The sequence below is a fragment of the Pseudomonas sp. BIOMIG1BAC genome (genome assembly GCF_001705995.2).
In the GTDB taxonomy this organism is placed as follows: domain Bacteria; phylum Pseudomonadota; class Gammaproteobacteria; order Pseudomonadales; family Pseudomonadaceae; genus Aquipseudomonas; species Aquipseudomonas sessilinigenes.
Genome location: NZ_CP049045.1, coordinates 4,737,947 through 4,763,886, shown reverse-complemented (window position 1 = coordinate 4,763,886; position 25,940 = coordinate 4,737,947). Strand labels below are relative to the sequence as shown.

The window sequence follows — 25,940 nt, the reverse complement described above, 5'->3', positions numbered from 1 at the left end:
CCTTGTCAAAAGTGTGGGAAGGGGCGCGAAGGTTAATCGTTTGTCCGATGGCTGGCAATGGGCCATTTTACACAATGGGCACCTTCGCCAATGGTCGCGGTCGTAACAACCATCACCTTGTCGAATGAGGATGGTTATGCAGACCTTCGGTGAGCGCTTGAAAGAACAGCGCAAGGCGCTGGGGCTTTCCCAGCAGGAATTCGGGGCTATCGGTGGGGTCGAGGCCAATGCCCAGGGGCGCTATGAGAGCGGTGAGCGGGTGCCCAAGTCGGATTACCTGATGGCGATCGGACGCCATGGGGTCGACCTGCTCTACGTATTGACCGGCGAGCCTTCACGCCTGCCCGAGGGCAGCCTGAGCGCCGATGAAAGCAGCATCATCCAGAACTACCGTCATCTTGGTGATGACGACCAGGAGGCTATAGCTCAGTTGGCGTCGTCCCTGGCCGAATGTTGAATCCCGGCGCGGGTTTTTTCTCGCCCCTGGACGGCTTTTTTCCAGCGCCTGAGCGATACTCTCGCGTTTTTACGCGACCAGGAGGCAGCATGCGGGTTTTGATGGCGGTAACGGTGGCGGCTCTGTTGGCCGGCTGTGCAAGCTCCACCATGGATGATGCGCGGGCCAAGGCCCCCGCCAAAACCTTGAGTTCGGCCAAGGCCGATCAGTTAGTGGCGCAGTGCGTGCAGTTCGCCTGGCAGGATGAGGCTGTATTCGGCGTTGACGCCGCCGCCTATCTGGAGTCGGGCAAGGGCGGTGGCTACACGGTGTATACCCGGTCCGCCGAATCTTTCGTGGATATCAAGGCCGAAGGGGCGGCAACCGCTATCCGTTTCTACGCCGTCGAAGACAACTTTGTTTCCAAGCGTCGATTGGCGGCTTTGGCCACCTGCTTGTAGTTCCCCCCTGGCGTAAGCCTTCAGCGCGTTTCCTGCAAACCCGGCCCTGGCCGGGTTTTGTCGTTTTTGGAACTTTGATTTTTCAGGCTTGGTTTCAAGTTCTTCTCTGGAATAAACCGGGGAAAAGTCATTTTTGCTCCAGAAAAGCGTGTAATACATTGACTCTTCAAATTGTCAGTGCAAATAAGGAAGTCCAGGGTTTAATGGGCTTTGCGCTGTTTTTTGCAAATTGGTCGAAGTGGTTACTTGCTGAGGGCATGAAAAAAATCGAAAAAAGTGCGCTAAGTTAAAAGTGCTCGCCAAGAGCGAGTTTTAATTAATCAATGGAGTGAAAGAAATGAATAAGCCACAAACTCAACTTAAACATGGTCGTGTCGTATCTCCTTCCAGCCGCGGTTCGGTGGCGGTGGATCTGGGTCTCCTGGGCACCTGGCAGGTCAACGAAATGGAAGGCGGAAAAAACTTGCCAGCCCTGGGCGCCGGACCGTTTCCTGCCCCTTACGGTAGCGACGAACCCAGTGTCGCACCGCCCGCGGATGGCCATATCCTCAGCGGTGGCAAGACTGATGCGCGTGATTGCGTCAACTTCACCGACGAAGAAATGTCGAAGAAACTCAATCGTCCATTCAGCTGGCCGCTGGTGAACGTGGAGCCTGGGCAAGTATTCCGGGTGCAGTGGGTTTACAGCGCTCCACACGTTACCCGTGGTTATAGCTGGTTCATCACCAAAGATGGCTGGGATCCGAAACAACGGATCAGCCGTGCGCAACTTGAGCCCAAGGCTTTTTATCAGGACTTCTATACTCAAGTTCCGTATCACGCCCATGGCCCGGAATTGAAAGCCAAGACCGAACATGAAGTCGTGCTGCCCAAGAACAAGAAGGGGCACCATGTTGTAGTTCTGGCCTGGATTGTTGCCAATACCGGTAACGCTTTCTATCAGGCCTTCGATCTGGACTTCAAGTAAGTTGCGGTGGAAGAAACTCTTTTAATAGTTCTGAAGGAATAGAACATGGATACAATCGACTTTTCCTTGATCAAGAGCCAGGCCGCCGATGCCGCATCGCTGATGCCCAGCCTCGCCGGCAAGAAGATCCTCATGGGCTTCTGGCACAACTGGGCCGCTGGCGCCGCCGATGGTTACCAGCGCGGGCAGTTCGCCAACCTGAGCCTGCTGGATGTACCCAAGGAGTACAACGTGGTGGCGGTGGCCTTCATGAAAGGCAACGGCATTCCCACCTTCAAGCCCTACAACCTGTCTGACGCCGAGTTCCGGCGTCAGGTGGGCGTACTCAACAGCCAGGGGCGGGCAGTGTTGATTTCCCTGGGTGGCGCCGATGCGCATATCGAGTTGCACAAGGGCAACGAGCAGCCCTTGGCCAACGAGATCATCCGCCTGGTCGAAACCTATGGCTTCGATGGCCTGGACATCGACCTGGAGCAGAGCGCCATCGACTTTGCCGATAACAAGAGCGTATTGCCGGCGGCATTGAAGCTGGTGAAGGACCATTACGCTGGCCAGGGCAAGCACTTCATCATCAGCATGGCGCCGGAGTTCCCCTACCTGACCAGTAATGGCAAGTACGTGGCCTACTTGCAGGCACTGGAGGGGTATTACGATTTTGTTGCGCCGCAGTACTACAACCAGGGCGGAGATGGACTCTGGGTGTCGGAAGCCAATGGCGGGCAGGGCGCCTGGATCGCCCAGAACAATGATGCGATGAAAGAGGATTTCTTGTTCTACCTGAGCGACAGCCTGGCTTCGGGAACTCGTGGTTTTACCCGCATTGCGGCGGACAAACTGGTGATCGGCCTGCCGAGCAACGTTGACGCAGCGGCCACAGGCTATGTCATCGATCCGGCGGCGCTGGGCAATGCCTTCAAGCGTTTGCAGAAGGCGGGGCACGGGATCAAGGGGCTGATGACCTGGTCGGTGAACTGGGATGACGGCATCAACCGGCAAGGGACACCCTACAGCTGGGAGTTTTGTAAACGCTATGCGCCGTTGATCCATGGCGATGGTGGTGAACCAGAGCGCCCGGGCGCTCCTGGTAGCCTGGCGGTGGTGGAAAGTGGTCGCAACAATGTGCGGCTGAGTTGGAGTCTTTCCGGCAGTGTGCGCCCGGTGGAGTTCTACACTCTGTATCGCGATGGCAAGGCCGTGGGAAACACGGCGTCCCTGGGCCTGGACGATCAGGGATTGAACCCTGATACCCAGTACAACTACTTCGTCACTGCCACCGATACCCAGGGACGTGAGTCCCTGCCCAGCCGCAGCGTGACTGCGAGGACGGCAGGTGGCGCGGTCGATCCGAAGTTCCCCGAGTGGCGTGTTGGCCAGCACTATCGCAAGGGGGACGGGGTGAGCTATGAGGGCAATCGTTACTTGTGTCTTCAGGAGCACACATCGAACCCGGCCTGGACGCCTTTGGCGGCCTTCACGTTGTGGAGCAAGGTCTTGCTCGAGCGCCATGCTTGAGTCAGGCGGGTCATTAAGGGATTGAATGACCTGGCGACCTATCGTTGGATCCTCGGATTCGCGATAGGTCGTTTTTTCGTTTGGGCCATTGATGAGTTGTCCGGATATGTCGATCAATCAGATGGAGGCGAGCGCCATGTTGATGCATTGGTTTCTGGCGGCGGTACATTTGTTGGGGTTCGCTGGCGCTTTCGCAGCGGTTCTGGCTCGTGGCTCGGCTTTGCGTCGACTGGAGAAGGCCGAAGCAGGGGCTCGCTCGGTGCTGATGGCTGACAATGCCTGGGGGCTGACGGCGCTGATGTTGTTGGCGACTGGATTGCCCAGGGCGTTCGGCGGCTACGAGAAAGGTACGGACTATTACCTGCACCAACCGTTGTTTCACCTGAAAATGGCGTTGTTCATCGTGATCCTGGTGCTGGAAGTCCTCCCCATGTCGACCTTCATCAGGTGGCGGGTGATCCTGGCGCGCGGTGCCATGCCTGACACCGGGCGAGCCGGGCTGTTCGCTCGTATCAGTCACCTGCAGGCCTTGCTGCTGGTATTGATGGTGGTAGCCGCAAGTGGCATGGCGAGAGGGGTGATGCTGGCTCAATTGTAATTGTTGGTAAGCACGGCTGCATTGTCAGCCGCTTGAGGGGTAGTCTCGCGGTTCGATCAGCGAGCCATGGATGCCCACGATGTTTCAAATGAATAGCCTGGTCCCGGAAATGCTGGTGGCGGACCTGGAGCGTAGCCTGTCTTTCTATCGCGATACCCTGGGCTTCAAGGTGGAGTACCAGCGGCCAGAGCACTTCTTTGCTTTTCTCTCCTTCAATGGCAGCCAGCTGATGCTGGAGCAGGATGACCTGGAAGAGTCGGAGTGGCGTGTCGGTCCCTTGCAGGCACCTTTGGGGCGAGGCATGAACCTGTCCATTGAGTGCCCGGATATCCATGGGTTGGCCAATGCCCTGAAGCAAGCGGGAGTGGTCCTGCGCAGGGCGATCCAGGAGTGCTGGTATCGGCAGGATGGTTTGCTGCGCGGCCAGTTGAACCTGCTGGTACAGGACCCGGATGGCTACCTGCTGCGATTCAATGAGGACCTGGGTTCCAGGTCGGTGGATGCCTGAGTGCCAGGCCCGTCACGACGCTTGCCGGATAGGGTGCTGCGTGCCGGGAGCCGGAGGTTGGGTTTGTTCTCGGAGGGGATGTTGGCGAAGGGGGGTGACAGTTCAGTGGCTGGGGGCCGGCTGTGCCTGTCACCGAATCGGGAGGTTCAGGTGACCTGCGGAGAAAAGCTCAAGGCGAACGAGAGACGCGTTGCGCCAGCCATTGTGCGTGGGCAACAGGCTGGTGCTCATATTATTCAAGGAGTTTCGCGTTTGTCCGGTGCAGTAAGTCCCGCCTGGATGCGTTGGTAGATTTCCTCGCGGTGTACCGCAACGTCTTTTGGTGCATTGATGCCAATACGGACCTGTTGGCCGCTGACGCCGAGAATGGTGATCGTAATGTCGTCACCGATGTTTATGCTTTCACCGACTTTGCGGGTGAGTATCAGCATGATCTTCTCCTTGATAGCTTGGTAGGGCACCAGTTTGAAACAGTGCAGAGGTCGGTCTTAGGTATAGATTAGTGCGAAGTTCCACTCAGTGGGTGCCTCTTTCTGACGCGCAGAAGATCTATAAATTCCCAAGGCGCAACTATACAGACGCAATAAATATCATTCTTCCTGTTTCGAACCGATTTTGTGACAAGGTCCCTCACGCCTTGGGTGCTAAAATCCTGTGTCTGACTTTATGGGAGTAGGTTGTGCGCACAGTAGTGATAGCGGTGGCAGCGTTGGCGGTATTGGGATTGGCCGGTTGCGGCGAAGGCAAGCGTGTCGAGGCGAACAAGAGCGCTTCGGCGGCGCAGGTGCAGCCGGCGCAGGTATCCGGTGCGCCGCAGTGGGATGTGCTGGTGGGCAGTGAGCTGCCTCAGGCGGTGAGCGATCTCACCGGCTGGCTGATCGAGCACGGGATCATGTCCAATGTGATGGTAGTGGACGGCAAGCAACGGGTCTTGGTCGGGCCTTTCGCTACCCAGGCCGAGGCGGAGGCGAAGAAGGCCGAAGTGGTCGAGAAGCTGGTCAAGGCGAAAAAGCGTGATATCGATGTCTCGGTCATCGAGCATCACGACGCACAGTGACGCTGTTTCCCGCATGATGAGATCGCCCGCGTCCGCGGGCGATCTTGTGTCAACCGCAGGCCTTGAGGTTGACCACGCCAACGAATTCGTTACCGCGACCCATCACACACGCCACGCTCTGATTGCGCTGGCGCTCCCAGTCCTGCACTGGATACGTCTTGTTCCAGGCTTCGAAGAGCTGGCGGTCTTGCTTGGACAGGCGTAGCCCGTACTGCTTGCTCATGTAGAAGTAAGTGCGGGCGATCATGCCGCGAATGGATGGGCGGGGCATGACCTTCTTGGCCTTGAAGTCCACTTGGGTCAGGCAGGAGCCATATTGACCTGACTGTTCGGGGAGCCAGCCGAAACTGAAGTTGCTGCGGTCGCCATTCACTTCGCCGATGCTGGGCACCAGGTTGTGCAGGTCGGCTTCGGCGCGTTGATAGGTCGTATCGTTGCGCGAGCAGTTCTTGCGCCCGCCCTGTTGCCAGCATTGGCGTTGGTGGCCTATCTGCCAGGCCGGCACGATGTGCTCCCACTCAATGCGTTCGGCTCGTTTGGCATTCTTGCGCGGCACATAGCCACAGGCTGCCAGGTTTACCCGGTTGCCATTGTATTTGCAGCCGCAGTAGAACTCGGTGGATTGAGGGGCATAGAGTTTCCATGCGACCTTCTTGGCTTCAGTGAAGGTGCGAGGTGCATCGGCTTGGGCAGTCAGGGCAACGAAAAACAGCAGTACAGCCAGGCAACGGACAATCATCGACTCAGTCTTCCTTCGGCACGATCCAGAAAATCTGCACGCCGCCATCGTCGCGATAGGCGAGGGTGACGTTGTCGTTTTCGGCGATCTCCTCCAGAAGGCGTTCCCATTCTTCCTGTGGTTCATCGGGCAGGCGAAAGATCAGCGCTGCCTTGGATTTCTGGGCGGTAGGGGAGTTGATGATTTTCTGGATGCGAACACCCAGGCGTTCGTAGGAGCTGAGGGGTGTTTGGGTTGTGGCCACGGAACAATCCTTATTAAGCTGTACGCACATACAGTATTTAACTGTAGGAAATTTCGCAACTGCTTAAAATTCAAGAAGTTCCTCTGACAACGCTTTGCGCATTTGTCTCATCACAGCCGAGGATTTTTTAACACGAGGAAGTCGCAGGAGGGGAACCGCTCACCCGTTGGGGTGAGCGGTTGAGCGCTTGCTCGACCTGATACGGCCGAGCAGGGAATCAGTATTCCCAGAACATGCGTTGCAGTTCCTTGCTGTCCTGGGTCTTGGTCAGGGCGACCATGGCCAGGATGCGGGCTTTTTGTGGGTTCAGGTCGTGAGCCACGACCCAATCGTACTTGTCGTCAGGCTGTTCGGCGTTACGCAGTACGAAACCGCCAGCATTGACGTGGGAAGAACGGATGATCTGCACACCGTTCTTGCGCAGTTCCTGCAGGGCCGGTACCACGCGGGAAGATACCGAGCCGTTGCCGGTGCCGGCGTGGATGATGGCTTTGGCGCCACCTTGAGCCAGTGCCTTGTAGGCAGTGTCGCTGACGTTGCCGTAGCCGTAGGCGATTTCTACGTCAGGCAGGCTCTTGATGTTCTTGATGTCGAATTCCGAGTCCATGGTGTGGCGCTTGGCTGGCAGGCGGAACCAGTAGGACTTGCCTTCCACCACCATGCCCAGCGGGCCCCATGGGCTCTTGAAGGCTTCGGTCTTGATGTTGATCATCTTGCTGACGTCGCGACCGGACTGGATCTCGTCGTTCATGGTCACCAGTACGCCTTTGCCCCGGGAGCTTTTGTTGCCGGCCACGGATACAGCGTTGTACAGGTTGAGCATGCCGTCTGCCGACATGGCAGTGCCTGGGCGCATGGAGCCGACGACTACGATTGGCTTGTCGGTTTTTTCCACCAGGTTGAGGAAGTAGGCAGTCTCTTCCAGAGTGTCGGTACCGTGGGTGATGACGATGCCGTCCACGTCCTTGCTATCGGCCAGCTCGGCTACGCGGCGGCCCAGTTGCAGCAGGTTTTCATTGGTGATGCTTTCCGAGGCGATCTGCATCACCTGCTCGCCACGTACGTTGGCCACTTGGCTCAACTCGGGAATACCAGCGATCAGTTGCTCGATGCCAACCTTGGCTGCCTGGTAGGTGGCGCTATTGGCCGCGCTGGCGCCGGCGCCGGCAATGGTGCCGCCAGTGGCGAGGATCACCACGTTGGAGAGTTTCTGTTGGGTTTCAGCTTCCTTGGCCTGCAGGGCTGCGGGTAGGAGCATGAGCAGGGCCAAAGCGCCCGGAACGAAGGTTTTGAAGGCAGATTTCATTGTTTTCTCTCTAGTAGTGAGACAGTGCTGATGCAGGTTCATCTAGAAACACCTCGGCTGCAGATCTGTATGCGGCGGGGCACCGCGGGTTGAGCAGGATTTGTACCAGCGCTACCTTGGCCAGATATTTATTTTAAGTTACTGATTTATATCAATTTTATTTCTATTTTTGACGGACATTGACAAGCTTATGTCCGGGATTCCGAACGTTTCTGGGTGTGGTGTTCGGCAAACCGAAAGCGACAAACGCAAGCCGTGTGCGGGTTTTTCGCTCATGAATTAAAGATTGTTCTGAAGCGGTCGATGAGTCTTTTAGGATCTTTTTAACCAGGAGTTCATATGTCGCTGTCAGTCGGATTTCCAGGACCGGGGGCCATTCTGATCAATGGCAAGTCACCCGCGACCATCAATGCGTTGAGCGATGCCAGTGCCGAAGGCGCTCCGCAAGCGTTGGGGACCGAAGACTCGGGAACCTTACGAGTCGGTGGCGGTTCGGCCAAGCCGGCGGAAAAGGCCGAGAGCGGCGATGCGGGCGGCGAGGGCGACAACCACAGCATCGTCGTCAAGATGCTGCTCCAGCGCATGAAGGAGCTGCAGGAGCAGCTCAAGCAGCAGCAACAGCAACTGGCCGCTGCCCAGGCCGCCAACTATCCAACCCCCGAGGCCAAGCAGACCGCGGTCATGGCCGTCCAGGCGCAGGTCGCGCAAACCAACGCCGCACTGGCTGAGGTTTCGGGCAACCTGGTGCGCGAACTGGCCAAGGAATCAGGCTCCTCCGGCAAGTTGGTAAATACCTCCGCTTGATCAGTACCCGCCCAGTGCCAGGCACTGGGCGGCTGCTTCCTTTTGGCTATCGGTCCCGCTGTGCGCCGATGGCATCTCTGCGCTGTGATCATCGTTGACAAACCCCATTCGGGTTCGCATAGTTCGCCTTACGCAAACGTTTGCGCGGACTCTCGGGAAGGATAATCGACTATCTTTTCCGAACCTCCAGGCCGTTGAGCGATACCCGGCACCTGGTTCCGCATGCCCTGCAGGCGTTGCCCACAATAATCATAAGATCGGAGTGAACCCATGAAGCTGCCCTTTGCTGGACGTCTACTCGCTGCTGCGGTCCTGGCTGCTACCTGTGCAGCGCTGCCCCTCTCTTCGGCCTATGCCGACACCCCACAGAAACCCAAGGTCGCCCTGGTCATGAAGTCCCTGGCCAACGAGTTCTTCCTGACCATGGAAGACGGCGCCAAGGCCTATCAGAAAGAACACTCGGCGGATTTCGACCTGGTGTCCAATGGCATCAAGGATGAAACCGATACTGCCAACCAGATCCGCATCGTCGAGCAGATGATCGTCTCCAAGGTCAATGCCCTGGTGATCGCCCCAGCGGACTCCAAGGCCATGGTGCCGGTGATCAAGAAGGCAGTGGATGCTGGGATCACGGTGATCAATATCGACAACCAGCTCGACCCTGGCGTGCTCAAGAGCAAGAACATCAGCGTGCCTTTCGTCGGGCCCGACAACCGCAAGGGCGCGCGCCTAGTGGGCGAGTACCTGGCCAAGCAGCTCAAGGCCGGTGACGAAGTGGGGATCATCGAAGGGGTATCCACTACCACCAATGCCCAGCAGCGCACCGCAGGTTTCAAGGACGCCATGGAGGCCGCGCAGGTCAAGGTGGTTTCCCTGCAGTCCGGTGATTGGGAAATCGACGCCGGCAACCGTGTAGCCTCGGCCATGCTTAGCGAATACCCGAATCTCAAGGCACTGCTGGCCGGTAACGACAGCATGGCAGTGGGCGCCGTGTCCGCGGTACGCGCTGCGGGCAAGGCTGGCAAGGTGCAGGTGGTCGGCTACGACAACATCAATGCCATCAAGCCGATGCTCAAGGATGGCCGGGTCCTGGCCACGGCCGACCAGTTCGCTGCCAAGCAGGCAGTGTTCGGCATCGAGGTCGCGTTGAAGCTTCTCAAGGGCGAGAAGGTCGATACCGGCACCAATGGCGTGATCGAAACTCCGGTTGAGCTGGTCACCAAGTAGTTTTTCCGGCGGCACAACGGCGCCTGCCCGAGAGGGTGGGCGTATGGGGAGTTTCTTATGTCTGTTTCAGCTGCGAACGCTGTCCTTTCGGTCAGCGGTATCGGCAAGACCTATGCGCAACCGGTATTGGCCGGCATCGACCTGACGCTACAGCGCGGCGAGGTGCTGGCGTTGACCGGCGAAAATGGCGCCGGCAAGAGTACCTTGTCGAAGATCATCGGCGGCCTGGTCAGCCCCACTACCGGCCACATGCGCTTCAATGGCCAGGACTATCGACCGGGCAGTCGTACCCAGGCCGAGGAACTGGGTATCCGCATGGTCATGCAGGAGCTCAATCTGCTGCCCACGCTGTCGGTGGCCGAGAACCTGTTCCTCGACAACCTGCCCAACCAGGGTGGCTGGATCAGTCGCAAGCAACTGCGCAAGGCGGCGATCGAGGCCATGGCCCAGGTCGGCCTGGATGCCATCGATCCCGATACCCTGGTAGGCGAGCTGGGAATCGGTCATCAACAGATGGTAGAGATCGCTCGCAACCTGATCGGCGACTGCCATGTGCTGATCCTGGACGAGCCTACCGCCATGCTCACGTCCCGTGAGGTGGAGATGCTCTTCGAGCAGATCACCCGGCTCCAGGCCCGTGGTGTCTCCATCATCTATATCTCCCATCGCCTGGAAGAGCTGGCCAGGGTTGCTCAGCGCATTGCGGTGCTGCGTGATGGCTGCCTGGTCTGCGTCGAGCCCATGGCCAATTACAACAGTGAACAACTGGTGAACCTGATGGTGGGGCGCGAACTGGGCGAGCATATCGACCTGGGCGCGCGCAAGATTGGCGCACCCGCGTTGACCATCAGCAACCTGAGTCGCTCGGACAAGGTGCGTGATGTCTCCTTCGAAGTGCGCAGCGGCGAGATCTTCGGGATTTCCGGCCTGATCGGGGCAGGGCGCACCGAGCTGTTGCGGCTGATCTTCGGTGCTGACGTTGCCGACAGTGGCAGCATTGCCCTGGGCTCTCCAGCTCGGACGGTAAGCATCCGTTCCCCGGTGGATGCGGTAGCCAATGGCATTGCCCTGATTACCGAGGATCGCAAGGGCGAGGGTCTGCTCTTGACCCAGACCATCAGTGCCAATATCGCCCTGGGCAATATGCCGGCCATTTCAAGTAGTGGCCTGGTCAACTCCCAGGATGAGGAACAGTTGGCCCGGCGACAGATCGATGCCATGCGTATCCGCAGTTCCAGTCCGGCGCAACGGGTGTCCGAGCTGTCCGGTGGCAACCAGCAGAAGGTGGTGATCGGTCGGTGGTTGGAGCGCGACTGCTCGGTGCTGCTGTTCGATGAGCCGACCCGTGGTATCGACGTTGGCGCCAAGTTCGACATCTATGGCCTGTTGGGTGAGTTGACGCGCCAGGGCAAGGCCTTGGTGGTGGTCTCCAGCGACCTGCGGGAATTGATGCTGATCTGTGATCGCATCGGCGTGCTGTCTGCTGGACGGTTGATCGATACCTTCGAGCGCGACAGTTGGACCCAGGACGAATTGCTTGCTGCCGCGTTTGCCGGCTATCAAAAACGAGATGCGTTGCTCAATGAAGCGGCGCCTAGGACTGCACCATGAAAACAGCACCTGCAAGCGGCAAGCGAGGCGGCCAGTACTACGGCCTCGGCACCTACCTGGGGCTGGCGGGGGCGTTGTTGGGGATGATCGTTCTGTTCTCCCTGCTCAGTAACCACTTCCTGTCCTACGACACCTTCAGCACCCTGGCCAACCAGATCCCGGACCTGATGGTGCTGGCGGTGGGCATGACTTTTGTCTTGATCATTGGCGGTATCGATCTCTCCGTGGGCTCGGTGCTGGCCCTGGCGGCGTCCACCGTCAGCGTGGCGATCCTTGGCTGGGGCTGGAGCGTGGTGCCGGCAGCCTTGCTGGGCATGGCCTGCGCGGCCCTGGCCGGAACCATCACCGGTTCGATTACCGTGGCCTGGCGCATTCCATCATTCATCGTGTCCCTGGGCGTGCTGGAAATGGCCCGGGGCGTGGCCTACCAGATGACCGGGTCGCGTACGGCCTACATCGGTGATGCCTTCGCCTGGTTGTCGAATCCGATTGCCTTTGGCATTTCGCCGTCGTTTATCATTGCCCTGCTGATTATTTTCCTGGCCCAGGCGGTGCTGACTCGCACCGTATTCGGTCGCTATCTGATCGGCATCGGTACCAACGAAGAAGCGGTGCGCCTGGCGGGGATCAACCCCAAGCCCTACAAGATCCTGGTTTTCAGCCTGATGGGGCTGTTGGCAGGCATTGCGGCACTGTTTCAGATTTCTCGCCTGGAAGCGGCTGATCCGAATGCGGGCTCTGGCCTGGAGTTGCAAGTCATCGCAGCCGTGGTGATTGGTGGCACTAGCCTCATGGGAGGACGCGGTTCGGTGATCAGTACCTTCTTCGGCGTCCTGATTATTTCCGTACTGGCTGCAGGCCTTGCGCAAATCGGAGCAAGCGAACCGACCAAGCGCATCATCACCGGGGCAGTCATTGTGATTGCCGTGGTGCTCGATACCTATCGCAGCCAGCGCGCCAACCGGCGGGTTTGATTCATGGCAACAATCAAGGATGTGGCGGCGCTGGCGGGGATTTCCTACACCACCGTGTCCCACGTGCTGAACAAGACACGGCCAGTCAGCGAGGAGGTTCGGCTCAAGGTCGAGGCGGCGATCAAGCACCTGGACTATGTGCCCAGCGCCGTGGCTCGCTCACTCAAGGCCAAGACTACCGCCACCATCGGTTTGCTGGTGCCCAATAGCCTCAACCCTTACTTCGCCGAGTTGGCGCGAGGTATCGAGGATTACTGCGAGCGCAATGGTTATTGCGTGATCCTGTGCAACTCCGATGACGACCCGGACAAGCAACGCAACTACCTGCGGGTCCTGCTGGAAAAGCGTATCGACGGCCTGATCGTGACTAGCGTCGGCGGCGACAGCGGCCTGGCCCAGGGGCTGGTCGGAGTGCGTACGCCTATGGTGCTGGTCGATCGTGGGCTTGAGGGGGTGGATGCGGACTTGGTGCGCATTGATCACCGCCATGGCGCCTACCTGGCTACCCGGCACCTGCTGGAACTGGGGCACAGGGATATCGCCTGCGTGGCTGGTCCGGCCAATACCAGCGTGACGCAAATGCGCCTCGCCGGTTTTCACCAGGCGTTGCAGGAAGCGGGGGTCGAGGTGCCGGCGGCACGTATCCTGGAGAGCGATTTCAGTAGCACCGGTGGCTACCTTGCGGCAGCCCGGTTGCTGGACGGCAACCCGCCGAGTGCGATCTTTGCCGCCAACGACATGATGGGCATCGGTGTGCTGCGGGCCGCGGCGGAACGCAACATTCGCGTACCCAGCGAGCTGTCGGTGATCGGTTTCGACGACATTCTCATGAGCCGTTATGTCTATCCGGCGCTGACCACGGTTGGCCAGTCGATCCTGCAGTTGGGGGAGAGCGCTGCTGAATTGCTGCTGCAGCGTATCGCTACGCCAGGCTTGCCAGTGGGCCAACGAATCGTCACGCCGAGCATTGTCTTGCGGGAATCGACTGCGCCACTGGGTGGCGCATTTATGCAGTACCGCTGAACCTTATTGATTGAGTAGCGACGTATGCCAGCAAAAGTAGTGGTAGTGGGTAGCCTGAACATGGACCTGGTGACTCGGGCCGAGCGCTTGCCCCGTGGGGGCGAGACGCTGACGGGCAAGTCCTTCGCCACGGTACCCGGCGGCAAGGGGGCCAACCAGGCGGTGGCTGCCGCCAGGCTTGGGGCCCAGGTGTCGATGGTCGGTTGCGTTGGGGAGGATGCCTACGGCGAGCAGTTGCGCGAGTCCCTGCTTGGCGAGGGTATCGATTGCCAGGCCGTGGACAGGGTGCCAGGGTCGAGCGGCGTGGCCTTGATCGTGGTCGATGACAGTAGCCAGAACGCGATTGTCATCGTTGCTGGAGGCAACGGTGAGCTCAGCCCTGAAAAGGTCGTCGGTTTTGATCCGGTCCTGCAGCAGGCCGAGGTGATCATCTGCCAACTTGAGGTGCCACAGGAGACTGTGGGATACACCCTTAAGCGCGGGCGTGAGCTGGGCAAGACGGTGATTCTCAATCCGGCGCCTGCCACGGGGCCTCTGCCAGAGTCGTGGTATGGCTCGATCGATTACCTGATTCCCAACGAGAGCGAAGCGACCGCCCTCACAGGCCTTGAGGTTGATTCCCTGGAAAGCGCCGAACAGGCCGCGAGCCGCTTGGTCGTTGCTGGTGCGGGCAAGGTCATCATTACCCTGGGCGCGCAGGGGTCGCTGTTTGCCGATGGTTGCCGCTTCGAACACTTTCCTGCGCCCAAGGTCACGGCGGTCGATACCACGGCGGCGGGGGATACCTTTGTCGGTGGTTTCGCGGCGGCCCTGGCCGCGGGCAAAAGCGAGGCCGACGCCATTCGCTTCGGGCAGATCGCGGCGGCCCTGTCGGTGACGCGAGCCGGTGCACAGCCTTCCATTCCCATGCTGTCCGACGTTCAGGCGTTTATTCCCTCATGAAGAAAACCCCCTTGCTCAATATTGCCCTGTCACGCCTGGTGGCCTCCTTGGGGCACGGCGATGTCGTGGTGATCGGCGATGCCGGCCTGCCGGTACCGCCAGGTGTCGAATTGATTGATCTGGCCCTGACCCATGGCGTTCCCGATTTTCTCGGCACCCTCAAGGTGCTGCTCAGCGAAATGCAGGTGGAGCGCCATGTCCTGGCCGAGGAAATCCTGCTCAAGCAACCAACGCCCTTGCCCGTTCTCGAGGCCATGGCCGCCAACGGCGAGCTGGGGCAGCGACAGTTGCTCAGTCACGAGGAGTTCAAGGTGCTCAGCCGCAAGGCTCGTGCCGTGATCCGTACGGGGGAGTGCCAGCCGTACTGCAATATCGCCCTGATTGCCGGGGTGACGTTCTAGATCGTTCGCCCGTTTTCCCACCTTGCACAAGGAGTGCGCTATGCGCCGCTATGCTCAGCTGTTTCAACATTGGTTCCGGAGTCTATTGCTCTTGTCTCTGCTCACTGCTACCGGCGCTCAGGCGGCGGAAAAAATCGATCTGATCATCGACACCGATCCGGGGGCCGATGATGTGGTGGCCTTGTTGTTCGCCCTGGCGTCGCCAGAAGAACTACATATTCGGGCCCTGACCACCGTGGCGGGGAATGTGCGCCTGGATAAAACCTCGCGTAATGCCCGGCTGGCTCGTGAATGGGCGGGGCGCGAAGACGTGCCGGTCTATGCCGGTGCCCCGGCGCCGCTGTTGCGCACGCCGATCTACGCCGAGAACATCCATGGCAAGGAGGGGATCTCCGGAGTGACGGTGCACGAACCCAAGGCGCCCCTGGCCAAGGGCAGTGCGGTCAACTATTTGATCGACACCCTGCGGGCAGCCAAGCCCCATAGCATCACCATCGCCATGCTCGGTCCGCAGACCAACCTGGCACTGGCGCTGATCCAGGCGCCGGATATTACCCAGGGCATCAAGGAAGTGGTGGTCATGGGCGGTGCCCATTTCAATGGCGGTAACATCACGCCGGTGGCGGAGTTCAATCTGTACGCCGATCCCCAGGCTGCTGAAGTGGTTCTCAAGAGTGGGGTCAAGCTGACTTACCTGCCGCTGGATGTTACCCACAAGATCCTGACCAGCGATGCGCGCCTGCAGAAAATCGCGGCGTTGAACAACAATGCCAGCAAGGTGGTGGGCGATATCCTCAACGAGTACGTCAAGGGCGATATGGAGCACTACGGCATTCCAGGTGGCCCGGTGCACGATGCAACCGTGATCGCCTACCTGCTCAAGCCGGAGCTGTTCACGGGGCGCCAGGCCAATATGGTCGTTGATAGCCGTGAGGGGCCTACCTTCGGCCAGACCATCGTCGACTGGTATGACGGCTTGAAGCGCGAGAAGAACGTGTTCTGGGTCGAGAATGGCAATGCCCAGGGCTTCTTCGATCTGCTCACCGAGCGGCTGGCTCGCCTCAAGTAAGCGTACTCTCCCTGCAGGTACTTACCTGTGGGGAGTTATTCCTGATCGGCGGGCTGAAAATCCTGATGGCCTTCTGGGTATTTCTCAAAGACCTGTTCAATGAAGTCTCGGGCAGCTTGCGGGCCAAGTTCCTTGACCAGCAGGTCCATGCCGATGATGGCCAGCTCTTCCACGCTGCCCGGGCTGTAGGAGCACTGGCCCTGTGGCCATTTGGCCTTGATGTCGACGTCAATGCTCACTGTAGCCATGAGGGTCTCGCGAATAGGGGGAGTGGGGAGGCAGTGGACGAGTTAAGCATGTCACTCAGGCTTTGACACTCCTACTTAGGCATATGCGACACTGGGTTTTTTCCTGCGCTCAAGGAATCTGGTGTGCAAATCGACTTGAACAAACCTGATGCCCTGACCCTGGATGCGGTGCGCCAACTACTGGCTTCGGCCAGCGATAGCGTGCATACCCAATTGCGTGTAAGCAAGGCCGGTATCGCCTACATCTCCTCTGGGATCGTGGGTGGCGCGCAGATCGAGGGCGTGTTGTTTCGCCTGGAAACCTGGGCTGCCGGTTCCGGTTATGTGGGTGAGGTCGCCGCTAGCGACCAGGCCTGGGTGACGCAGGTCTTCAATGCGCTCAAGCAGAACTGGCCGAAGCCAGCATTCGACTACATCGATATCTATTGAGCGTCATTCATATCCAGTGACGATTGTCCGGTGAAAATACCCGGGTGGCTGAGGCAGACTTGCTCGCCTTGCCCAATAGGGCAAAATGCTATTTCGCTTTGAAACCAAAAATGAAAACGGCTGTCGCACGTTCTCTGTTTATTCTTTAGAAAGGAGGCTTCATGCCTTGGAAGCTCGCTTCATTCGCAACCTTGTTGGCTGCAGCAACCCTTGCTGGGTGCAGCACTGCTGGGTCGACAAAGGAATCTGTGGCCCCTGTTGAATCTGGGCACACTCGCTGTGAAGCATCCGCTGCCCAGTTCGCTGTCGGCAAGAAGGCCTCTGCAGAGTTGCTGGAGCAGGCTCGTACTCGTGCAGGTGCGCAGTACGCAAGGTTTCTCCAGCCCAACGATATGATCACCTTGGAATATCGTTCTGACCGCTTGAATGTCAATACCGACGCCAACCTGGTGGTGACCCGGGTCAACTGTGGTTGAGCATTGAGGTTTTTCGCTCTCATAAAAAACCCCGTCACATGGACGGGGTTTTTTTAGCTCGCTGAGAAATTACTCAGGGCGAACTTGTGCAGCTTGCATACCCTTTTGGCCTTTCTCAGCCACGAAGGAAACGGTTTGGCCTTCTTTCAGGCTCTTGAAACCGTCGCTTTCAATAGCTTTGAAGTGTACGAACAGGTCGTCACCGCCACCTTGAGGAGTGATGAAGCCGAAGCCTTTTTCATCGTTGAACCATTTTACGGTGCCGGTTTGGCGATTAGACATGGTGTATCTCCAAGAAACATATATTTTCAGTAGTACTGTGCTGCTCAGGCCAACTGGGCACACCGACCTATCATAGTCGAAATGTTCGGCTTGGGAGCCCCCTGTAGGGAGCGTTTGCCCGGCGTATTCCTGCCTTTTTCCGCTTGGATCAGCTGCAGGCCCCGGTTTAAGGGGGCTTCAGCAAAAAACAAGCGGTGATAAAAAAACCGTAAAAGCTGCAATTACAGTGGAAAAAACACGTCTCGGGCCGTTGGTGGAGCTAGCCAGGCGGTTTGTGCCACTGGTTGTGAGTGGTTATTTCGCCACTCGGCATGCGGAGATGGCGTCCAGGGCACGAGTTCGCAGCTCGGCGCTGGGTTGCTTGGTCTTGCTCATCAGCTCCTTGATTTCCTCGGTCGTGAACTTCTCGTTCAGCTTGTCGGCGCCACAGGCGCAATGCTGCTCGGCGCTTTTCGCGTCGATGCTTTGGCTGGCTGCCGCGGTGCAATCCTTCATGTAGTCGGCACGTGCGCCGGCTGGCCATGCGGCCTGGGCGCTCAATGGCAGCAGCAGGGCAAGCGGGGCAGCGAGGGCGAGCAGTTTAATGAGGCGCATGAGTCGGTTTCTCCTGAAGTCGATAACGAGGGCGACGATTCTCAACGTATTCGAGGGGGTGCGTACATCTCAAGTTCACTTTCTTCAATAAAAGACTGGAAACCGCATTTTGCGAACTTTGTCGCGCGATGATTGGGATTTATCTGTGCTAGCATGCCTGGCTTGGGTGTTTTCAGGCTTTGAAGGCTTCACTTTCCTTTGCGGTCGACACCCTTATCTTTGATTTGAATTCCAGTCACTCTGGTTCGTCCCTGGCAGGCCGAAAGGTCTCTGCCACTGTGAGGCAGGCTTTCCCGTGGGAAAGGCAGGGCGGATCTTGTACTGGCTCATCCCAACCCACGTGACCTTTGGTAGGGGTCACCACTAGGAGAGGAGGCGCCATGCCCACTATTACTCTTCCCGATGGCAGTCAGCGTTCGTTCGACAAGGCCGTAACCGTAGCTGAAGTCGCAGCTTCTATTGGCGCAGGTCTGGCCAAGGCCACTCTGGCCGGCAAGGTCGATGGCAAGTTGGTCGATGCTTGTGACCTGATCGAACACGATGCCACCTTGCAGATCATCACCCCAAAAGATGAAGAGGGACTGGAGATCATCCGTCACTCGTGCGCCCACTTGATCGGCCACGCAGTGAAGCAGCTGTATCCGACCGCCAAGATGGTGATCGGCCCGGTCATCGATGAAGGCTTCTATTACGACATCGCCTACGAGCGTCCTTTCACTCCGGACGACCTGGCCGCCATCGAGCAGCGCATGCACCAGCTGATCGACAAGGACTACGATGTCATCAAGAAGATGACCCCGCGCGCCGAAGTCATCGACGTGTTCCAGAGCCGTGGCGAAGATTACAAGCTGCGCCTGGTGGAAGACATGCCCAACGAAACAGCCATGGGCCTGTATTATCACGAAGAATATGTCGACATGTGCCGTGGTCCGCACGTGCCGAACACTCGCTTCCTCAAGGCATTCAAACTGACCAAGTTGTCCGGTGCCTACTGGCGTGGCGATGCCAAGAATGAGCAGTTGCAGCGCGTCTATGGCACTGCCTGGGCCGACAAGAAGCAATTGGCCGCCTACATCCAGCGCATCGAGGAAGCCGAAAAGCGCGACCATCGCAAGATCGGCAAGCAGCTGGATCTGTTCCACTTGCAGGAAGAAGCGCCAGGCATGGTGTTCTGGCACGCCAACGGCTGGACCATCTACCAGGTACTCGAGCAGTACATGCGTAATGTACAGCGCGAAAATGGCTATCTTGAGATCAAGACCCCGCAAGTCGTCGATCGTATCCTTTGGGAGCGTTCCGGGCACTGGTCCAACTACGCCGAGAACATGTTCACCACGTCTTCGGAAAGCCGTGACTACGCGGTCAAGCCGATGAACTGCCCATGCCATGTGCAGGTGTTCAACCAAGGTCTGAAATCCTACCGTGACTTGCCGCTGCGTCTGGCCGAGTTTGGTGCTTGCCACCGTAACGAGCCGTCTGGCGCTCTGCACGGCATCATGCGCGTACGTGGTTTCGTCCAGGACGATGCGCACATCTTCTGCACCGAAGAACAGGTGAAGAAGGAGGCCGCGGACTTCATCAAGCTGACCCTGGACGTTTACAAGGACTTCGGCTTCAGCGACATCGCCATGAAGCTGTCGACCCGTCCGGCCAAGCGTGTGGGTTCCGAAGAGTTGTGGGATCGTGCCGAGGGCGCCCTGGCCGACGCCTTGAACGAGTCTGGACTGGAATGGGAATACCAGCCGGGTGAGGGGGCCTTCTACGGTCCGAAGATCGAGTTCACCTTGCGTGATTGCCTCGGTCGTAACTGGCAGTGCGGTACCTTGCAGTACGATCCGAACCTTCCAGAACGCCTGGATGCCAGCTACATCGCCGAAGATAACAGCCGTGTTCGCCCGGTTATGTTGCACCGCGCGATCCTGGGGTCGTTCGAGCGTTTCATCGGCATGCTGATCGAGCATTATGCTGGTGTGTTCCCGGCCTGGCTGGCGCCAACCCAGGCAGTGATCATGAATATCACTGACAAACAGGCCGATTTTGCCCTTGAGGTGGAAAAAACACTCAACCAAAGCGGATTTCGTGCCAAGTCCGACTTGAGAAATGAAAAGATCGGCTTTAAAATCCGCGAGCATACTTTGCTCAAGGTTCCCTATCTCTTGGTTATTGGAGATCGGGAAGTCGAGATGCAGACTGTCGCTGTGCGTACCCGTGAAGGTGAAGACTTGGGCTCGATGCCTATCGCCCAATTCTCGGCGCTGCTCGCACAAGCGATTTCCCGGCGTGGTCGCCAAGATTTGGAGTAATTATTATTAAGCGTGATATGAGACAAGATAAACGAGCTGCACCGAAAGCCCCGATCAACGAGAATATCTCGGCACGCGAGGTTCGGTTAATTGGCGCTGACGGCGAGCAGATTGGCATCGTCTCGATTGATGAAGCGCTTCGTATAGCTGAAGAAGCCAAACTGGATCTGGTGGAAATTTCCGCCGACGCAGTCCCACCTGTTTGCCGGGTGATGGACTACGGCAAGTCGATCTTCGAGAAGAAGAAACAACTTGCTGCCGCGAAGAAGAACCAGAAGCAGATTCAGGTTAAAGAAATCAAGTTTCGTCCAGGGACGGAGGAAGGGGATTACCAGGTAAAACTACGCAACCTGGTACGTTTCCTGAGTGACGGGGACAGGGCCAAGGTTTCCTTGCGATTCCGCGGCCGTGAGATGGCCCACCAGGAGCTGGGGATGGAACTCCTCAAGCGGGTTGAAACTGACCTGCAAGAGTACGGTTCGGTCGAACAGCATCCGAAGATGGAAGGACGCCAGCTGATCATGGTCATCGCCCCGAAAAAGAAGAAGTAATCAACAGGGCACGGCAGGCCTTCTGATTATGTTTATCAATTGAATGCGGAGTATCCGAACATGCCAAAGATGAAAACCAAAAGTGGTGCTGCTAAGCGGTTTCTGAAAACTGCTAACGGTATCAAGCACAAGCACGCTTTCAAGAGCCACATCCTGACCAAAATGTCGACCAAGCGTAAGCGTCAACTGCGCGGTAGCAGCTTGCTGCATCCGTCTGACGTGGCAAAAGTCGAGCGCATGCTGCGCCTTCGTTAATTTTTGGATCAAGAATAGAGGAAGTAACTCATGGCTCGTGTAAAGCGTGGCGTCATTGCCCGTAAGCGTCACAAGAAAATTCTGAAACTTGCTAAAGGCTACTACGGTGCTCGCTCGCGCGTGTTCCGTGTTGCCAAGCAAGCGGTAATCAAGGCAGGCCAATACGCCTACCGTGACCGTCGTCAGAAAAAGCGTCAGTTCCGCGCTCTGTGGATCGCTCGTATCAACGCTGGTGCTCGTACCAACGGTCTGTCCTACAGCCGTCTGATCGCTGGCCTGAAAAAGGCATCCATCGAGATCGACCGTAAGGTTCTGGCTGATCTGGCAGTGAACGAAAAAGCGGCGTTTGCTGCGATTGTCGAGAAAGCTAAAGCCACCTTGGCTTAAGTACCCCCGACAGTCACCCGGGCTCACCTTCGTGGGCTCTGGTGTTAAACGTCATAAATAGGGGAAGAGCCTTCAAGCTCTTCCCCTATTTTGTATCTGGAGTCTGTACATGGAAAACCTGGATGCGCTGGTTTCTCAAGCACTTGAGGCCGTGCAACACGCTGAAGACATCAATGCCCTGGAACAAATCCGGGTTCACTTCCTTGGCAAGAAGGGCGAACTGACTCAGGTGATGAAGACCCTGGGCAACCTGCCAGCCGAAGAGCGCCCGCAAGTCGGTGCGCTGATCAACGTTGCCAAGGAGCGTGTAACAGAGGTTCTCAATGCTCGCAAAGCGGCTTTCGAGGAGGCGGAACTCAGCGCCAAGCTCGCCGCCGAGTGCATTGACGTGACCCTGCCGGGCCGTGGCCAGACCTCTGGTGGTCTGCATCCGATCACGCGGACCCTGGAGCGTATCGAGCAGTTCTTCACCCATATCGGCTACGGCATTGCCGAGGGCCCTGAGGTCGAAGACGACTATCACAACTTTGAGGCGCTCAACATCCCAGGCCACCACCCGGCCCGGTCGATGCACGACACCTTCTATTTCAATGCGAACATGTTGTTGCGCACCCATACCTCGCCGGTACAGGTCCGCACCATGGAATCGCAGCAGCCGCCGATCCGCATCGTCTGTCCAGGCCGTGTGTATCGCAGCGACTCCGATATCACCCACTCGCCGATGTTCCATCAGGTAGAAGGCCTGCTGGTGGATCGCGGGATCAATTTCGCCGACCTGAAGGGCACCATCGAGGAGTTCCTGCGGGTGTTCTTCGAGAAGGAACTGGCCGTACGTTTCCGTCCTTCCTACTTCCCATTCACCGAGCCGTCCGCTGAAGTCGATATGGAATGCGTGATGTGCAGTGGTAAAGGTTGCCGCGTCTGCAAGCAGACCGGATGGCTGGAAGTGATGGGTTGCGGCATGGTTCACCCGAACGTGTTGCGTATGTCCGGGATCGATCCGGAAGAATTCCAGGGCTTTGCCTTCGGCATGGGCGCCGAGCGCCTGGCCATGCTGCGTTACGGTGTCAATGACTTGCGCCTGTTCTTCGACAACGACTTGCGGTTCCTTGCGCAATTTCGCTAGTCGCGCGTCCGTAACGAATCTATTAGGAGAGCAGGATGAAATTCAGTGAACAATGGCTGCGTGGCTGGGTTAGCCCGCAGGTAACTCGCGACGAGCTGGTCGCTCGTCTGTCCATGGCCGGCCTTGAGGTGGACAGTGTTACGCCAGCCGCCGGTGATTTCAGCGGTGTGGTGGTGGGTGAGGTACTAAGTACCGAGCAGCACCCTGATGCCGACAAACTGCGGGTCTGCCAAGTCAGCAACGGAGCTGAGACTTTCCAGGTTGTCTGCGGTGCGCCGAACGTACGCCCCGGCCTGAAGGTTCCGTTCGCGATGATCGGTGCCCAACTGCCCGGCGACTTCAAGATCAAGAAAGCCAAGCTGCGTGGCGTCGAGTCCAACGGCATGCTGTGTTCCCAGGCGGAGCTGCAGATCGGTGAAGGCAACGACGGCTTGATGGAGTTGCCGGCTGACGCGCCAGTGGGTGAGGACATTCGTGCCTACCTGAGCCTGGACGATGCCAGTATCGAAGTCGACCTGACCCCTAACCGTGGCGACTGCCTTTCGTTGGCCGGTATTGCACGCGAAGTTGGTGCCCTTTATGCGGCCAAGGTGCAGCGTCCGGAAGTCAAGGCAGTTCCTGCAGTGCACGATGAAGTGCGCCCGGTTGATGTGTTGGCGCCGGCAGCCTGCCCGCGTTACCTGGGACGGGTGATCCGTAACGTGGACCTGTCCAAGCCGACCCCGCTGTGGATGGTCGAGCGCCTGCGCCGTGCTGAAGTTCGCAGCATCGATGCCGCAGTGGACATCACCAACTACGTGATGCTTGAGCTGGGGCAGCCGCTGCATGCGTTCGACCTGGCCGAGATCAACGGTGGCATCCGTGTGCGCATGGCCGAAGAGGGCGAGAAGCTGGTGTTGCTTGACGGTCAGGAAGTAGCCCTGCGCAGCGACACCCTGGTGATCGCCGACCATACTCGCGCCCTGGCGATTGCTGGTGTGATGGGTGGTGAGCACAGCGGCGTCACCACCAAGACTCGCGATGTATTCCTGGAAAGCGCGTTCTTCGACCAGATCGCCGTGGCTGGCAAAGCCCGTTCCTATGGCCTGCATACCGATGCTTCCCATCGTTATGAGCGTGGCGTGGATTGGCAGTTGGCCCGTGAAGCGATGGAGCGTGCTACTGGCCTGCTGCTGGAAATCACCGGCGGTGAAGCCGGCCCGGTCATCGAAACCGTCAGCGAGCAACATCTGCCATTGGTGGCGCCTGTCACCCTGAGGGCCGAGCGCATCAGCCAAATGCTGGGCATGGAACTTGAAGGTTCCGAGGTCGAGCGCCTGCTCACCGCGTTGGGCCTGACGGTAGCTGCCGATGGGGCAGGGCAGTGGCGCGTTGACGTGCCCAGTCATCGTTTCGATATCAGCCTCGAGGTCGATCTGATCGAGGAACTGGCACGCCTGTACGGTTACAACCGCTTGCCGGTTCGTTATCCGCAAGCCCGCCTGGCTCCACAGGCCAAGGCCGAGGCGCAAGGCGACTTGCCAGTACTGCGGCGCCTGCTAGTGGCTCGTGGTTATCAGGAAGCCATCACCTACAGCTTCATCGACCCGAAGATGTTCGAACTGTTCAGCCCGGGTGTCGAGCCGTTGCTGTTGGCGAACCCAATTTCCGCCGACATGGCGGCCATGCGTTCGTCCCTGTGGCCAGGCTTGGTCAAGGCGCTTCAGCACAACCTGAACCGTCAGCAGGATCGTGTCCGCATGTTCGAAAGCGGCCTGCGGTTCGTGGGTCAGCTGGAAGGGCTGAAACAACAGCAGATGTTGGCAGGTATTGTTTGTGGTACCCGGTTGCCTGAAGGTTGGGCACAAGGCCGCGATGGCGTGGACTTTTTCGACGTCAAGGCGGATGTCGAGGCGGTGCTGGGCTTTGCCGGTGCCTTGGATGTGTTCACTTTCGTGCCGGGCAAGCATCCTGCGTTGCATCCTGGCCAGACAGCTCGTATCGAGCGCGATGGGCGTGAAGTCGGTTACTTGGGGGCCATTCACCCGGAACTGGCGAAACAGCTCGGGCTGGATCGTCCGGTCTTCGTGTTCGAACTGGTCCTGAGCGAAGTAGCCCAAGGTCGTTTGCCGAAGTTCCACGAACTGTCGCGCTTCCCTGAAGTGCGTCGTGACCTGGCCCTGCTAGCCGATCGTGATGTTGCGGCCAGTGCGGTCCTGGAGGTCATTCGCGAGAACGCGGGTGAGTGGTTGACCGACCTCAGGCTGTTTGACGTGTATCAGGGTAAAGGCATTGATCCGCATAGAAAAAGCCTCGCCGTTGGCTTGACCTGGCAGCATCCATCGCGCACTCTTAACGACGATGAGGTGAACTCAGCGACGCAAAACATCCTCACCTCGCTCGAACAAAGGTTGAACGCCACGTTAAGGAAGTGACGTATGGGGGCTCTGACGAAAGCTGAAATGGCCGAACGTCTCTACGAAGAGCTGGGCCTGAATAAACGCGAGGCCAAGGAGTTGGTCGAGCTATTCTTTGAAGAAATCAGGCACGCTCTCGAAGATAACGAACAGGTCAAATTGTCCGGTTTCGGTAACTTCGACCTTCGGGATAAACGCCAGCGTCCTGGCCGTAACCCGAAAACGGGTGAAGAAATCCCGATCACGGCTCGCCGTGTGGTCACCTTTCGTCCAGGGCAGAAGTTGAAGGCCCGAGTTGAGGCTTATGCTGGAACCAAGTCATAACGACGAGCTCCCGGTCATCCCGGGTAAACGCTACTTCACCATTGGTGAAGTGAGCGAGCTCTGTGCGGTCAAACCGCATGTGCTGCGTTATTGGGAGCAGGAGTTTCCTCAACTCAACCCCGTCAAGCGCCGCGGAAATCGCCGGTATTATCAGCGCCAGGATGTGCTGATGATCCGGCAGATCCGAGCGTTGCTTTATGATCAGGGATTCACCATCGGCGGGGCGCGTTTGCGGCTTTCCGGTGATGAGGCCAAAGATGACACCACTCAGTACAAGCAACTGATCCGTCAGATGATTTCTGAGCTGGAAGACGTACTCGTGGTGCTCAAGAAGTAATTCTCTGCTTTAAATACTTCCACTTTTCAAACGCTTGCGGTATATTCCTCAGCGTTTCCTGAGAAGTGAAACAGGTTTCACGCCTAGTCGGGGCGTAGCGCAGTCCGGTAGCGCACTAGCATGGGGTGCTAGGGGTCGAGTGTTCGAATCACTCCGTCCCGACCATATTTTTCAATGACTTAGCCCAATCTTCACAGGTTGGGCTTTTTCATGTCTGAAAAAATACTCCCACATTTACTCCCACGGATATTCTAGATCTAGGTAGCTTTGGTATCTCAAGGGCTGTGAGCTAGCGACAGCTTTGGCATAAGCAGCAACGTGGGCGTTAGTTGAAATCAGGAACTTCGGGTCCT

32 protein-coding genes and 1 tRNA gene are annotated in these 25,940 nt (G+C 58.0%); 26 read left to right on the top strand and 7 right to left on the bottom strand.

What is annotated here, in order from left to right; translation table 11 throughout:
• Nucleotides 1-136: 136 nt before the first annotated feature.
• From ATY02_RS22125 to ATY02_RS22100, 6 genes are all read left to right on the top strand, one after another.
• Nucleotides 137-457: a helix-turn-helix domain-containing protein gene (locus tag ATY02_RS22125; protein ID WP_053138141.1), complete on the top strand. Its 321-nt coding sequence runs from the start codon at nucleotides 137-139 to the stop codon at nucleotides 455-457.
• Between the two features lie 89 nt (nucleotides 458-546).
• A complete protein-coding gene (locus ATY02_RS22120) occupies nucleotides 547-897 on the top strand; it encodes a hypothetical protein (RefSeq protein WP_068585732.1) in 351 nt (116 codons plus the stop codon).
• Nucleotides 898-1,234: 337 nt separating this feature from the next.
• Entirely contained in the window at nucleotides 1,235-1,864 is a 630-nt protein-coding gene (locus ATY02_RS22115) for a lytic polysaccharide monooxygenase auxiliary activity family 9 protein (protein WP_068585735.1), read from the top strand.
• Nucleotides 1,865-1,909: 45 nt separating this feature from the next.
• The gene (locus tag ATY02_RS22110) at nucleotides 1,910-3,376 is read left to right on the top strand and encodes a carbohydrate-binding protein (protein WP_068585738.1); all 1,467 of its coding nucleotides are present in this window, start codon (nucleotides 1,910-1,912) and stop codon (nucleotides 3,374-3,376) included.
• Between the two features lie 136 nt (nucleotides 3,377-3,512).
• Nucleotides 3,513-3,974: a DUF2214 family protein gene (locus tag ATY02_RS22105; RefSeq protein WP_068585800.1), complete on the top strand. Its 462-nt coding sequence runs from the start codon at nucleotides 3,513-3,515 to the stop codon at nucleotides 3,972-3,974.
• Nucleotides 3,975-4,053: 79 nt separating this feature from the next.
• Nucleotides 4,054-4,482 (top strand): VOC family protein, encoded by a 429-nt coding sequence (locus ATY02_RS22100; protein WP_068585740.1) that lies wholly within the window; start codon nucleotides 4,054-4,056, stop codon nucleotides 4,480-4,482.
• 236 nt (nucleotides 4,483-4,718) lie between these two features.
• Here ATY02_RS22100 and csrA read toward each other — a convergent pair whose 3' ends face one another.
• Nucleotides 4,719-4,913, bottom strand: coding sequence for a carbon storage regulator CsrA (gene csrA / locus ATY02_RS22095; RefSeq protein ID WP_007920550.1), 195 nt, complete (start codon nucleotides 4,911-4,913; stop codon nucleotides 4,719-4,721).
• A gap of 248 nt (nucleotides 4,914-5,161) precedes the next feature.
• Here csrA and ATY02_RS22090 point away from each other — a divergent pair, with 248 nt between their 5' ends.
• Nucleotides 5,162-5,539 (top strand): penicillin-binding protein activator LpoB, encoded by a 378-nt coding sequence (locus ATY02_RS22090; RefSeq protein ID WP_068585744.1) that lies wholly within the window; start codon nucleotides 5,162-5,164, stop codon nucleotides 5,537-5,539.
• A gap of 49 nt (nucleotides 5,540-5,588) precedes the next feature.
• Here ATY02_RS22090 and ATY02_RS22085 read toward each other — a convergent pair whose 3' ends face one another.
• From ATY02_RS22085 to ATY02_RS22075, 3 genes are all read right to left on the bottom strand, one after another.
• Complete coding sequence (locus tag ATY02_RS22085; protein ID WP_068585746.1) at nucleotides 5,589-6,278, bottom strand: endonuclease; 690 nt, start codon at nucleotides 6,276-6,278, stop codon at nucleotides 5,589-5,591.
• A gap of 4 nt (nucleotides 6,279-6,282) precedes the next feature.
• Nucleotides 6,283-6,552 (bottom strand): DUF1654 domain-containing protein, encoded by a 270-nt coding sequence (locus ATY02_RS22080; protein WP_068585748.1) that lies wholly within the window; start codon nucleotides 6,550-6,552, stop codon nucleotides 6,283-6,285.
• 187 nt (nucleotides 6,553-6,739) lie between these two features.
• The gene (locus tag ATY02_RS22075) at nucleotides 6,740-7,828 is read right to left on the bottom strand and encodes an asparaginase (RefSeq protein ID WP_068585751.1); all 1,089 of its coding nucleotides are present in this window, start codon (nucleotides 7,826-7,828) and stop codon (nucleotides 6,740-6,742) included.
• 339 nt (nucleotides 7,829-8,167) lie between these two features.
• Between ATY02_RS22075 and ATY02_RS22070 the strand changes: the two genes are divergently transcribed.
• The 8 genes from ATY02_RS22070 (at nucleotide 8,168) to ATY02_RS22035 (ending at nucleotide 15,879) form a co-directional block, all read left to right on the top strand.
• Nucleotides 8,168-8,632 carry a hypothetical protein gene (locus ATY02_RS22070; protein ID WP_068585754.1) on the top strand — a complete coding sequence of 155 codons (465 nt, stop codon included), beginning with the start codon at nucleotides 8,168-8,170 and terminating at the stop codon, nucleotides 8,630-8,632.
• A 270-nt stretch (nucleotides 8,633-8,902) separates the two neighbouring features.
• On the top strand, nucleotides 8,903-9,859 hold the full coding sequence (locus ATY02_RS22065) for a sugar ABC transporter substrate-binding protein (RefSeq protein WP_068585757.1): 957 nt from the start codon (nucleotides 8,903-8,905) through the stop codon (nucleotides 9,857-9,859).
• A 57-nt stretch (nucleotides 9,860-9,916) separates the two neighbouring features.
• Complete coding sequence (locus ATY02_RS22060) at nucleotides 9,917-11,470, top strand: sugar ABC transporter ATP-binding protein (RefSeq protein WP_068585760.1); 1,554 nt, start codon at nucleotides 9,917-9,919, stop codon at nucleotides 11,468-11,470.
• Nucleotides 11,467-12,444, top strand: coding sequence for an ABC transporter permease (locus ATY02_RS22055; protein WP_068585763.1), 978 nt, complete (start codon nucleotides 11,467-11,469; stop codon nucleotides 12,442-12,444). Before ATY02_RS22060 ends, ATY02_RS22055 begins: the two co-directional genes overlap by 4 nt.
• 3 nt (nucleotides 12,445-12,447) lie before the next feature.
• Nucleotides 12,448-13,467 carry a LacI family DNA-binding transcriptional regulator gene (locus tag ATY02_RS22050; protein ID WP_068585765.1) on the top strand — a complete coding sequence of 340 codons (1,020 nt, stop codon included), beginning with the start codon at nucleotides 12,448-12,450 and terminating at the stop codon, nucleotides 13,465-13,467.
• A gap of 24 nt (nucleotides 13,468-13,491) precedes the next feature.
• Nucleotides 13,492-14,409, top strand: a complete 918-nt coding sequence (gene rbsK, locus ATY02_RS22045) for a ribokinase (RefSeq protein ID WP_068585768.1) — start codon at nucleotides 13,492-13,494, stop codon at nucleotides 14,407-14,409.
• Nucleotides 14,406-14,810: a D-ribose pyranase gene (gene rbsD, locus ATY02_RS22040; RefSeq protein ID WP_068585771.1), complete on the top strand. Its 405-nt coding sequence runs from the start codon at nucleotides 14,406-14,408 to the stop codon at nucleotides 14,808-14,810. Before rbsK ends, rbsD begins: the two co-directional genes overlap by 4 nt.
• 40 nt (nucleotides 14,811-14,850) lie before the next feature.
• A complete protein-coding gene (locus ATY02_RS22035) occupies nucleotides 14,851-15,879 on the top strand; it encodes a nucleoside hydrolase (RefSeq protein WP_068585772.1) in 1,029 nt (342 codons plus the stop codon).
• Nucleotides 15,880-15,914: 35 nt separating this feature from the next.
• Here ATY02_RS22035 and ATY02_RS22030 read toward each other — a convergent pair whose 3' ends face one another.
• Nucleotides 15,915-16,127 (bottom strand): hypothetical protein, encoded by a 213-nt coding sequence (locus ATY02_RS22030; RefSeq protein WP_068585775.1) that lies wholly within the window; start codon nucleotides 16,125-16,127, stop codon nucleotides 15,915-15,917.
• A 123-nt stretch (nucleotides 16,128-16,250) separates the two neighbouring features.
• Between ATY02_RS22030 and ATY02_RS22025 the strand changes: the two genes are divergently transcribed.
• Together ATY02_RS22025 and ATY02_RS22020 are read left to right on the top strand one after the other, a co-directional pair.
• A complete protein-coding gene (locus ATY02_RS22025) occupies nucleotides 16,251-16,556 on the top strand; it encodes a hypothetical protein (protein ID WP_068585778.1) in 306 nt (101 codons plus the stop codon).
• A 161-nt stretch (nucleotides 16,557-16,717) separates the two neighbouring features.
• Nucleotides 16,718-17,032 (top strand): I78 family peptidase inhibitor, encoded by a 315-nt coding sequence (locus ATY02_RS22020; RefSeq protein ID WP_068585781.1) that lies wholly within the window; start codon nucleotides 16,718-16,720, stop codon nucleotides 17,030-17,032.
• A gap of 69 nt (nucleotides 17,033-17,101) precedes the next feature.
• On the opposite strand, the gene ATY02_RS22015 is transcribed toward ATY02_RS22020, so the two are convergent.
• The gene (locus ATY02_RS22015; RefSeq protein ID WP_003179963.1) at nucleotides 17,102-17,314 is read right to left on the bottom strand and encodes a cold-shock protein; all 213 of its coding nucleotides are present in this window, start codon (nucleotides 17,312-17,314) and stop codon (nucleotides 17,102-17,104) included.
• A 294-nt stretch (nucleotides 17,315-17,608) separates the two neighbouring features.
• Nucleotides 17,609-17,908, bottom strand: a complete 300-nt coding sequence (locus ATY02_RS22010) for a hypothetical protein (protein ID WP_068585784.1) — start codon at nucleotides 17,906-17,908, stop codon at nucleotides 17,609-17,611.
• Nucleotides 17,909-18,288: 380 nt separating this feature from the next.
• Here ATY02_RS22010 and thrS point away from each other — a divergent pair, with 380 nt between their 5' ends.
• The 9 genes from thrS (at nucleotide 18,289) to ATY02_RS21965 (ending at nucleotide 25,752) form a co-directional block, all read left to right on the top strand.
• Nucleotides 18,289-20,211, top strand: coding sequence for a threonine--tRNA ligase (thrS, locus tag ATY02_RS22005; protein WP_068585788.1), 1,923 nt, complete (start codon nucleotides 18,289-18,291; stop codon nucleotides 20,209-20,211).
• Nucleotides 20,211-20,762 carry a translation initiation factor IF-3 gene (gene infC / locus ATY02_RS22000; protein ID WP_176719736.1) on the top strand — a complete coding sequence of 184 codons (552 nt, stop codon included), beginning with the start codon at nucleotides 20,211-20,213 and terminating at the stop codon, nucleotides 20,760-20,762. Before thrS ends, infC begins: the two co-directional genes overlap by 1 nt.
• A gap of 60 nt (nucleotides 20,763-20,822) precedes the next feature.
• The gene (rpmI, locus tag ATY02_RS21995) at nucleotides 20,823-21,017 is read left to right on the top strand and encodes a 50S ribosomal protein L35 (protein WP_002553160.1); all 195 of its coding nucleotides are present in this window, start codon (nucleotides 20,823-20,825) and stop codon (nucleotides 21,015-21,017) included.
• Between the two features lie 30 nt (nucleotides 21,018-21,047).
• Nucleotides 21,048-21,404 carry a 50S ribosomal protein L20 gene (gene rplT / locus ATY02_RS21990; RefSeq protein ID WP_016963673.1) on the top strand — a complete coding sequence of 119 codons (357 nt, stop codon included), beginning with the start codon at nucleotides 21,048-21,050 and terminating at the stop codon, nucleotides 21,402-21,404.
• A gap of 109 nt (nucleotides 21,405-21,513) precedes the next feature.
• Nucleotides 21,514-22,530 carry a phenylalanine--tRNA ligase subunit alpha gene (gene pheS, locus ATY02_RS21985; protein WP_068585791.1) on the top strand — a complete coding sequence of 339 codons (1,017 nt, stop codon included), beginning with the start codon at nucleotides 21,514-21,516 and terminating at the stop codon, nucleotides 22,528-22,530.
• Between the two features lie 35 nt (nucleotides 22,531-22,565).
• Nucleotides 22,566-24,944: a phenylalanine--tRNA ligase subunit beta gene (gene pheT / locus ATY02_RS21980; RefSeq protein ID WP_068585794.1), complete on the top strand. Its 2,379-nt coding sequence runs from the start codon at nucleotides 22,566-22,568 to the stop codon at nucleotides 24,942-24,944.
• A 3-nt stretch (nucleotides 24,945-24,947) separates the two neighbouring features.
• Nucleotides 24,948-25,250: an integration host factor subunit alpha gene (gene ihfA / locus ATY02_RS21975; protein WP_002553164.1), complete on the top strand. Its 303-nt coding sequence runs from the start codon at nucleotides 24,948-24,950 to the stop codon at nucleotides 25,248-25,250.
• The gene (locus ATY02_RS21970; RefSeq protein ID WP_007920509.1) at nucleotides 25,231-25,587 is read left to right on the top strand and encodes a MerR family transcriptional regulator; all 357 of its coding nucleotides are present in this window, start codon (nucleotides 25,231-25,233) and stop codon (nucleotides 25,585-25,587) included. The genes ihfA and ATY02_RS21970 overlap by 20 nt, the downstream gene beginning before the upstream one ends.
• A gap of 88 nt (nucleotides 25,588-25,675) precedes the next feature.
• A tRNA-Pro gene (locus ATY02_RS21965) sits at nucleotides 25,676-25,752 on the top strand.
• Nucleotides 25,753-25,940 lie beyond the last annotated feature (188 nt).